We start from the raw sequence: 9,376 nt of genomic DNA, 5'->3' as shown, positions 1-9,376 counted from the left end.
TCACGGACGCATCTTGGCGATCAGGCTGGTGAAGCGCTTGACCGGGGCTGCGGGGGGCGGGTTGCTGAAATTGAAATTTGGATCCTGAGAGGTCGCGACCTCGATTCTCACGCGACGCAGATTGGGGTTCGTCGGGGCTCCGGTATTGCCTGGCATCTGCATGCCTGTGGTGCTTTCCTGGGGATCCTGAAGGCTCACGCGGGCGATGTAGGTGGCCAGGGCAGAGTCCCGTGTGCGCAGGCCTTGGTCATCATATTGCAGCACCATGGAGCTGCCACCTCCCTGGCCGATGAGGCCCCCCAAGGTGGCCCAGCTTGAAGCCTGCAGCTCACCGGTGATCTGGTCTACAATTCGCGTCTGCGCCTGCTCGTTGGCGGTCTTGCGTGACATCTCCAGACCATGCGGGAGCAGGCCCAGAATGGTGACCACGCCAAGAGCCATGATGCCCACGGCCAGAACGACCTCCACCAGAGAGAAACCGGCTTTCAAAGAGGAAAACCGACGCGAAAACGCAGGGAAAGAAGGGGTTTTCATGGGACGTTGAGAAGGAGAGGTTGGCTTGGTGGGTGTTGGACCTAATTCCGGATTTTGTGTTGAGAATACCAAGACGGCGCAGGTATCGTCAATTTAAATACATGGTAAATACGCACTCAGAAGCACTCTGGCCGCTTTCGTGAGAGGTTTTAAATGTTCTAATGAGCATAAATCATCTACTTCGGAGCATGGCGCCCACCGGTAGAATGAAGGTCAAAGCCTCTCAAAAATATGTATCTGGGCATGCTTAGCCACCCCCAATTTAGGCCCACGGAAGCCTCGTTTCCGAAGTTCCCGGCTTAAAAAAAGCATCATGCCGGCGTGGGAAATGACCAAAATATCTTCCTTATCAGACTCAATAAGGTCTGCTACTGCCAGCACCCGTCCGCGAAAGTCATCGCGAAGCGAGCGCTGAGACGAATGCCCCGTCAGCCACGCTAACTGGACCAGCCGGCTCCAGAGCCAGACTGGCAGACGCAGCCCGCCTGTCGCGAAAGGCGCAAACTCTACCTCCCGAAGTTCATGACGGGTGATGGCCTCGCCGGACCACATGGCGCGGGCAGTCGCCTGGGCACGGGTCATGCTGCTGACATAGCAGCGGGACCAGCGGGTGCTTTCGTCCTCCACAGCCGCAGGGCGCACGTCCGCCTCGTCATATCTCTGGCGCCATACGTGCAGGTCGCCAGCCGTCATCCACCCCGTGGGAAGGGGCTCTAAGACTGGAAAATGGCGGACAAGACCGACTCGCATGGTGATGCACCAATTCAACGCTTGAAGCATGACGCGGTCAATCCGAGGCGGTCCTCAGCTCCGGGAAAAAAGCTCCATCGGGAAAAATTTTCGCCTTCCCTATCGAATCAATCCGCCAGCGCCGCGTCTGAAAGCTGTTCCTCCCCTTTTTTGCCCTCCTAACTCTCTCTTTGCCATGACCTCTCTCCGCCTCCTCACGATGATCCCGCTGGCTTCGGCCCTGCTGCTGAGTTCCTGCGTTGTCGCTCCTTACGGTCCGGGCTGCGCCTACCATCAGCCCTGCGGTTATCCGGGCGGTGGTTATGGAGGTGGGGGCTATGCACCTCCAGCGCAGGGGACGGTGGGCGGTGCGCTGCTGGGTGCGGCCGCGGGCGGCATCATCGGTCACCAAAGCGGTCGCGGCCTGGAAGGGGCGGCGCTCGGCGGCGTGCTGGGCGCCCTGGCAGGCCGGGTCATGGAAACCAGCCGCCAGGACAGCTACTACCAGCCCGCTTACTATAACCCGCCGCAGCCAGCGTATCAGCCGGACTACGACGACGATTACGATTACGGCTACAACGACTCGTATGCGTATTGATCCATGATCTCCGGGAAGCGCCCCGGAGAATCCTGAAGATCAGTTCGTGAGCTTGTGGAGGAGTTCTTGGACATCCTTTTTTCGCGGACGACCGCTGAGAATCGCCGCGAAGTCGCTGATTTCATCCCGGCTCGGTCCGGTGCTGTCTGACCTCACCTGGCTGGGATCACGGAGATCGACGTAGTTCAGATCGTCGTAATGCTCCGGCGGTTTGGCGAGCTCGTCCTCCACGCTGTAGGTGTGGGAAAGATCCTCCTGCACATCGTCATTGATGCCGTCCGGCTTGATCGTGTCGATGTGGCTCTCCTCCTGCTCGCCCGTCTGCTGCAGGCCTAGCGAACTTTGATCCACGGTTTCATGATCTTCCTCGGGCTCGATGCCATCGGGAGCGATCTCCTTTAGCACGCTCATGAGCTGATTGATCTGTGTCTCGTTCAGCTCGGTTTCTGAAGCACTCACGTCGTCCCCGCCTTCTTCCAGAAGGACTTCGTCGAGCACCTTCATCAGCTTGTCTTTTTCACCCTGGGTGATGGTGGGGGAGCTTTGCTTGGCTCCGTCAAATCCGGGTGAGCCTGACAAACCTTGGTCGATGCGCTGGCGGCGCGGCTCCACCTTTTTCTGGAGTTCTTTGAGGAACTCATTCTCGCCTTTCGGAGTCGGCGGCTCCTGGTCCATCACGATCTCCTCGAGTTCCATCTCCTGCGGAGGTGCCTGCACGTCGTTGTTATTATTGTTGTTATTCTCCTCACCGACTCCCTTGAGCTTTTTCTGGGCCACCGCGTATTCCGTCTTGGACTGGCCTTTGCTGATGCGATGGATCTCGTTGGCCTTGCTGCCATCCTCGTCACGTCCCAGGTTGCCTCCGAGCACGGCCTTGGTGAAGCGCGCGACCTTCAGCAAGGGATTGGTCGTGTTTGTGCCGAGCGCTTTCCACACACCTTTGGCGCTGTTGTTCTGGATACCGCGCAGGTTGTCCGCCAGCAGTTGAGCCACTTTCACCGTCACAGGCTTGTTGCCGATCGTCCGGATCAACTGCTCCGCCTTCGGGGAATCCACGGTGACACCTCTTTTGTTGATGGAGGGATCCGACAGAAGAGTGTGAACAAGTTGCTTGGCCGTCGCCCGGTTCTGCTGCTCGGCCTGCCGGGAGCTGAAGCCTTTGGACTTGGACCAGGACACGCCGCTCTGCGATTTGGAGCGGACCACAAAGTCGCCCTGATCTCCCTGCCTCAACCCGACGATGTCAGATTTTGAGCCCTCGCTCAACTGGGTCAAAAACTGACGTGAATTGTAGTTAGGCGCAATTTGAACGTTGCTCATGACGGTGGCGGAAAGAGATTTTAGATTCGGACCATGGCAGCAAGGCTCGTGCCCTGCTCATCGGCGGATTCCAGCTCTGGATTGCCGGCGTCATCCAAAGCATCGCGCCAGGCGCGCACATGATGCACCGCACGATCAAAGGCCACCTGGAGGCTGTCGATGCTCAGGGACTCTGCCAGCAAGCGGTCTGACCACACCAGCGTGTTCGTGTCTGGAACCAGCGTCGCCACCCCTGCCCCGATGCGGAAGCCGGCGCCATTCATGGCATTGAGCCAGCGCATCATGTACACCTCATCCTCCAAATCCACGGGACCCACCACAGCCTGCAAAATCAGTCCGACCGTATCATTGATGAACTCGATCGTGATCTCGATGTCGTCAAAGGTCAGATGAATCTGATTCTGCTCATCAAAAGCCAGGCCTTCAAGTCCGGCATAATTTCCAAAATCTGCGATGATGTAAGCCAGTGCTGCGGGGACTTCAGCGAGGGGAGTTTCAATATCGGGAGAGGAATGCATCGTTATCAAAATGCCGGAGGGAGTTCGGGAGTCTCCGGCATTCCATACTTAATTAGGCAATCCATCTCCACACGTTACAGGAAATGTGTTTCCCTTTTCATTTTCGCAAACCTGAGAGGTGTCATCAACATGTGAAAACACTCACTGTTAGGCCAGCGCTGCAATTTCCGTCACCTTGAGCCGATCCAGGTCGAGCCAGAAAAATGCGTGGCATCAACTTTGTGCGCACTCCCCAAGGTCATCCCCCTCGGACACTGCAGAAGAGAGATGCCCACCATCATTAGCTATGCCGCCAAACTCATTCCACCACCGCTTGCGCTGCACCTTCGAGAAGTTCGACGCGGAGGCTTTGCATGTCGGTGGCTTCTTTGGAGATGATGATGCTGACGGGGGTCACACCGGCGGGGAGGTCGAGGGTGATCTCGGGGGTGATCTCTTGAAGGGCTTTGTCGCCGACGACGACGTTGACGTTCTTCACGGCGTTGAGGCCGAGTTTGACTTTGCCGGGGGCTTCGAGCTTGAGGGCGAACCGGGCGATTTTTGGGAACCAGGGATACATCTTCTGCGCGTTCACGAGCTCGGAGAGCGGGAGGTTGCCGCTGACTTCGGAGACACGGAGTTCCCAGGGATAGACGGTCTCTTTATCATGCACGGCATGCAGGCCGACGTGGCGGATGTGATCATTCAAGGCCTGGTCCATGGGACCCATGACCTTCCAGGTGCGGACGTAGCGGTTCGGGGCGATCTTATAGGCACCTTCGCGGCCAAGCTCGGAGAGGAAGCGGACGAGGTCGACGAACTCGTCTTCGCGCAAACTTGCGGTTAGGCCGGGAGGCATCATGCTCGCGGGGCTCATCTGGCGGCTGGCGATCTGCGCTTTCGGGATTTTCTGAAGCTGGTTGGCGGGGTCGCGGATGATGACCTCGTCACCGCCGTCCTGCACGAGACCGCCGCTGAAGACCTTGCCGTCCTTGGTGCTGATGATGATCATGTGGTAACCCTCTTTGATTTTCTTGGAGGGTTCGAGAAGGCTCTCGATGAGGTAATCCACCGGGGCGCTGCCGCCGATGCTGACGAGGTTCGGGCCGAGCACACCGCCGGCATCACCGATGGCGTGGCAGCTCATGCAGAGCAGCTGCTGGCGACGATAGACAGACTCGCCACGCGCGGCATCCCCCTGCGACTTCACTTTCTCGACGAGCGCGGTCATCTGCTCAGGTGTGAGGGCCTGGTTCATCTGCTTCACACCACCGGCGGCGCGCAGCGCATCTTCCAGCGGGCCTTTGATGCCGCGAGTGGAGACCATGCGGATGCCTTCGACGGCGACGAAGTCAGGGATGGTCTTGTCTTTGAGTTCATTCGCGAGCACGCCGGGGAGCTGCTTGTTCTTCAGGAAGGCAGTGAGGATGGGCGCGGCTTCAGCGGCCGTCTTCGCCGTGGCGAAGAACTCGATGGCACGCTTGGCGGCAATCTGCGGGCCGACATCCGTCAAACCCTGCACGGCGAGGCTGCGCAGCTCAGCATGTTCCGCGAAGACCTGGTCAAAGAAGTCACGGGACTTGGTGCCGCCGAGCTTGGCGAGACCTTGCACAGCACCATCGCGCACAGGAGGCAGGGTGTTGGCAGCGGTGAGGATGGTTTCAAGCGTGGCACGAGCGGCCTCGACCTTCCAGGCACCGGCGAGGATGGTGGCGCGATGCACGATCTCCGCACGCGGGCTGGCAAGCCAGGCCTGCACAAGTTCCTGCGCACCTTCAGGCTTCACACCACGGGTCATGCCGGCCTTTACCAGGGCATCCATGAGGCCCACGACCTGCGCGCTCATGGCGGGATCGTTGACGAGATTGCTCATCTCCAGCACCTGAGCGGCATCGGCAGCGTCACCAGCCATGGTGAGCACGGCGGTGGCATCATCGGCGGCGAGCTTTCCGGCCTTGAAAGAGTCTAACAAAGGTTTCAGACCTTCGCTGCGGCCCGTGGCCTTCATGGCGTAGACGAGGTGCTTGGGATTGTCGTCGAGCTTGAGGTCACCTTTGATGACGAGCGGAAGCCAAACATCCGTCTGCTCACGCGCGATCAGTTCCAGCAGGAAGTCGAGGGACTCATCCATGGGTTTGTCGAGAGCGCGCAAGGCGAGCTCGAAAGAGCGAGGCTGGCGAAGCTCATGCAGCACGCCCATGGCCCAGAGACGGACCTGTGCGTTTTCATCGCCAATGCCTTTGGTGAGGACTTCCAGGGCGTCTGGCAGTTCGCGCCAGCGATGCGTGAGAAGACGATAGGCAGCGGCACGCACGCGGGCATCCGGGCTGGCCACCAGATCACGCCAGAGCTTCGGCGAGAACTTGTTCACGCCTTCACGCACCCAGGCGGCCTCAAGCAGGTTGTGCCAGTAGTTCGCGTCGTTCTTGTCGAGGCCGTCGACCCAGGTTTTGAGAGCAGGGATCACCTGCTCGGCACCGCGTGAACGCAATTCTTGTTTGGCGAAATGACGGGTCCATTTGCGCTGGGCCTTGAGCATTTCCAGCAGCTCCGGCACGGGTGCGCCGACGATTTTTGGCATCTCGCTCAGCGGGCGGCCTTTCGCCGTCAGGCGCCAGATGCGGCCATGGACGAGGTCACGACGAGGGTCGCGGAAGTCCACCTCACCGTGCTGGATGATGGGGTTGTACCAGTCGGCGATGTAGAGGGCGCCATCAGGTCCGAGGCGCACATCAATGGGGCGGAAGGCGCGGTGATTGGAGGCGAGCACGTCTGCCTCCTGCTTGGCGATGTAGCTGCTGCCGTTCGGCGTGACGTGGAAGCGGTTCGTGCGGTTGCCACGGAAGTCATTCGTGACCCAGGTGCCCTGCCATTCATCCGGCCAGTGCGGATCGTCGATGTATTCCAGGCCGCACTGTTTCGGCTGGCCCGGATTCAGTCCGCTGAGGGTGCGCTTGGCATTCGGGGAGGTCTTGAAAACGCTGCCCAGGAAGATGTAGTTCAGGCCCTCACCACCGGCGCCATCTGTGGCGAAGGACTGGCCCCAGCGGTCGAACTCATAACCCCAGGGATTGATGAGGCCTTTGCTGATGACTTCCAGACGGCGTGTCTCCGGACGGAACTCCCACACACCACCGCCCATGAGACGGCGCACGCCATACGGAGTTTCGACATGGCTGTGGATGTAGATGGACTGCAGGAAGGACAGCAGGCCCTCCGGCGTGTAGCGCATGGTGTGCAGCAGGTGATGCGTGTCCTCCGTGCCAAAGCCGCTGAGCATGACGGTGCGCTCATCCGCCTTCAGGTCACCATTCGTGTCCTTGAGGAAAAGCACCTCGGTGGAGTTCGCCACGTACGCCCCGCCATCACCGGGAATAACAGCCGTGGGGATGTGCAGGTTCTCAGCGAAAACGGTGGACTTGTCCGCCTTGCCATCGTGATCGGTGTCTTCCAGCACCACGACCTGGTCCTTGGTGCCATCACCCGGCTTGATCTGCGGATAGGTGGTGCTGCTGACGACCCAGAGACGGCCCTGCGCGTCCCAGTTCATCTGCACGGGCTTGGCGATCATGGGCTCCTGCGCCCAGAGGGAAATCTCAATGCCTTCCGGCACCACGAAGCCGGCCTTCTGCACTTCCGGATTTGGATCCGGCAGATCCGCCGTGGACTTGGGCTGGGAGGCCTGCACGGCGGTGCTCAGCAGCGAAAGGGAGACAAGGAGACGCAGGGACATGGGAAACGAGGGGAGCATCCTACGATGCTGGGCGGGTGGTTTTGAGAAGAGATGAATCAGTGACTGGCAGGCTGGTCGTCCCTGGCACGCATCCAGACCAAGGCGGCGCTGAGAAAACCGAAGGCAGAACCTATCAATCCAAACTGAAAAGGGACGGCGATCTCAGCCATGGCCGAGCAAAACTTCGCCATATCACTCAGGCCGCTTTTACCCAGAGTGGCGAACGCACTCATCATGATGGAGGTGCTGTCAGCGAGTCCTGCGAGCAAGGGCAGCATGGCGGCGACGGTGTAAGCGCGGCACAGGGTCGGCCTCGGCCGGAGAAAAACCAGGACGATGGCAGCGATGACCAGCGCCACGGAAATCGCAAAACCTATCCTGCCTGTGGAACCCATGAAGCTGAGCATGTCCACCAAGCTGTATTCCACCACGATGGTTGTCTCGTTTGGATTCATGACACGGCCTTCCCAGAAGTGACGGTTGAGGTTGGCTTGGGCTTGTAGATCAGCAGGCCGATAGCTGTGATCACTACCAGTTTGATGACGGTGTGAGTGGCTATGCCTCCCACGATGAGGGAGTCTCCCATAAGACTCGACAGTCGTGAAGGATCACCCACACCGACCCTACCCATGTAGTTTCCAAATTCCCGGAGGAGGCTGCAAGCGATGCCCATGCCAAGCAGCCAAATTCCCAGCGAGGCACAGATCATGGCATAGTGGAATTTGAGAGGCGCCTTGCGGATGACAAAGATCAGCCAAAGGACAAAGATGCCGGCATCTGCGGCAAGAATGAAGAGGGCTGGAATCGGGAAATCTGGCATGATGACAGAATCTTAAAGCTGCTTCTTCCCGGCCAGCAGGGCGGCCTTGGCGGCCTGGATCTTGCCGTCTGCCTGGTCGATGAGGGGGTCGAACATGGGGATCTCCTTGGCGTTCTGCCCCTGCTCATGTTTGCGGAAGCCGAAGAGGTAGGTCTCGTTCTGCGGACGGAAACGGTTGAAGAACAGCTCGTCCTTGGCCAGCACCTCGCGGCGGATGGGGTCCAGCTCGGCTGGTGCGACGGTGGGGATGGCGAGGCCGAGGCCTTCGACGAGCTTCGTGCTGAGCTTGTCATACCCCTCGCGGGTGTAGTGCACGCCGTTTTCGGTCAGAGGTTTTACGATCACGCCGGGCTTCGGCACACCGCCCATGAGCTCGAAGAGGTCAATGAAGTAGGTGTTCTGGCTGAGGGCGAACTTGCGCAGGGCATCGCGGAAGCTGGAGAGGCTCTTGTTGGCATCCGTCTGGTCCGGGAGTGGCGGTGGCAGGGTCTCCAGCGGTGGAGGGCTGACGATGATGATGCGCGCGCCGGGAGCGTGTTTGCGGATGAGCTCGAGCAGATTGCGATAACCGGTGAGGAAGTCTGGGAGGCCGCCGAGTTTCTCAAAGGCGAGCTCAGACCCGTAGCAGAGCATGACCACGCTGGGCTTCAGCAGTTCCAGATGACCGGTGAGACGCTGCAGGCCTTCCTCTGGCGGGCCAAAGTAGGAGCGGGCATGACCAAAGACGGTGTCGGCGCTCCAGGCGAGATTGCGCATGCTGACCTTTGTATCCCCGAGAGCCAGGGCGAGGCGGGGCTCCAAGGAGCCGAAACGCTGCTCGCGCTCAAAGACGGTGTTTCCCAGCAGCACCACCTTGTCGCCGTCATGAAATTCAAAAGCGGCCTTCTCCGCAGGCTTGGCCGCAGGCGGGGAGACCTGGGTGACCTCCTGGGCCAGGAGAGGCAGGGCGATCCAACCGAGAGCGAGAATGAGGGGCGAGGCTTTGGCAGACATGCGGGAGCCGCCAAGCTAACGGAGAAAGGTGCGGAGGGTCAAGCGGAGTCCACCCGGGGCGGGGAGAAGTCGTGTCACGTGTTCCCGGGGCAGCGATCGCACGGGGAAGCACCTGATCAGATCTGTCCACCTGCCCTGACTTGTGTGTTGGC

General features: G+C 59.8%; 9 protein-coding genes. 1 reads left to right on the top strand and 8 read right to left on the bottom strand.

The features are described 5' to 3' along the window. Window positions 1-534 carry a Verru_Chthon cassette protein B gene (gene vccB, locus BGE01nite_RS07420; protein WP_146849800.1) on the bottom strand — a complete coding sequence of 178 codons (534 nt, stop codon included), beginning with the start codon at window positions 532-534 and terminating at the stop codon, window positions 1-3. Between the two features lie 213 nt (window positions 535-747). Beyond that, complete coding sequence (locus BGE01nite_RS07415; protein WP_281292040.1) at window positions 748-1,227, bottom strand: histidine phosphatase family protein; 480 nt, start codon at window positions 1,225-1,227, stop codon at window positions 748-750. A 232-nt stretch (window positions 1,228-1,459) separates the two neighbouring features. On the opposite strand from BGE01nite_RS07415, the gene BGE01nite_RS07410 reads away from it, so the two are divergent. Then, window positions 1,460-1,861, top strand: coding sequence for a glycine zipper 2TM domain-containing protein (locus BGE01nite_RS07410; protein ID WP_146849798.1), 402 nt, complete (start codon window positions 1,460-1,462; stop codon window positions 1,859-1,861). A gap of 39 nt (window positions 1,862-1,900) precedes the next feature. On the opposite strand, the gene BGE01nite_RS07405 is transcribed toward BGE01nite_RS07410, so the two are convergent. The 6 genes from BGE01nite_RS07405 to BGE01nite_RS07380 all read right to left on the bottom strand — a co-directional run bounded on the left by BGE01nite_RS07405 (window position 1,901) and on the right by BGE01nite_RS07380 (window position 9,224). Then, window positions 1,901-3,181, bottom strand: coding sequence for a hypothetical protein (locus BGE01nite_RS07405; RefSeq protein ID WP_146849797.1), 1,281 nt, complete (start codon window positions 3,179-3,181; stop codon window positions 1,901-1,903). Between the two features lie 20 nt (window positions 3,182-3,201). Beyond that, complete coding sequence (locus BGE01nite_RS07400) at window positions 3,202-3,699, bottom strand: type III secretion system chaperone (protein WP_146849796.1); 498 nt, start codon at window positions 3,697-3,699, stop codon at window positions 3,202-3,204. 298 nt (window positions 3,700-3,997) lie between these two features. Continuing rightward, entirely contained in the window at window positions 3,998-7,411 is a 3,414-nt protein-coding gene (locus tag BGE01nite_RS07395) for a PVC-type heme-binding CxxCH protein (RefSeq protein ID WP_170266656.1), read from the bottom strand. A gap of 56 nt (window positions 7,412-7,467) precedes the next feature. Beyond that, window positions 7,468-7,866 (bottom strand): hypothetical protein, encoded by a 399-nt coding sequence (locus BGE01nite_RS07390; RefSeq protein WP_146849794.1) that lies wholly within the window; start codon window positions 7,864-7,866, stop codon window positions 7,468-7,470. Beyond that, window positions 7,863-8,231, bottom strand: a complete 369-nt coding sequence (locus BGE01nite_RS07385) for a hypothetical protein (RefSeq protein ID WP_146849793.1) — start codon at window positions 8,229-8,231, stop codon at window positions 7,863-7,865. Before BGE01nite_RS07385 ends, BGE01nite_RS07390 begins: the two co-directional genes overlap by 4 nt. A 12-nt stretch (window positions 8,232-8,243) precedes the next feature. Next, complete coding sequence (locus BGE01nite_RS07380) at window positions 8,244-9,224, bottom strand: GDSL-type esterase/lipase family protein (RefSeq protein ID WP_146849792.1); 981 nt, start codon at window positions 9,222-9,224, stop codon at window positions 8,244-8,246. Between the last annotated feature and the right edge of the window lie 152 nt (window positions 9,225-9,376).

It is taken from the genome of Prosthecobacter gellanilyticus (genome assembly GCF_007992435.1).
GTDB classification, from domain to species: domain Bacteria; phylum Verrucomicrobiota; class Verrucomicrobiia; order Verrucomicrobiales; family Verrucomicrobiaceae; genus Prosthecobacter; species Prosthecobacter gellanilyticus.
This window is presented reverse-complemented; position numbering and strand designations above follow the sequence as displayed.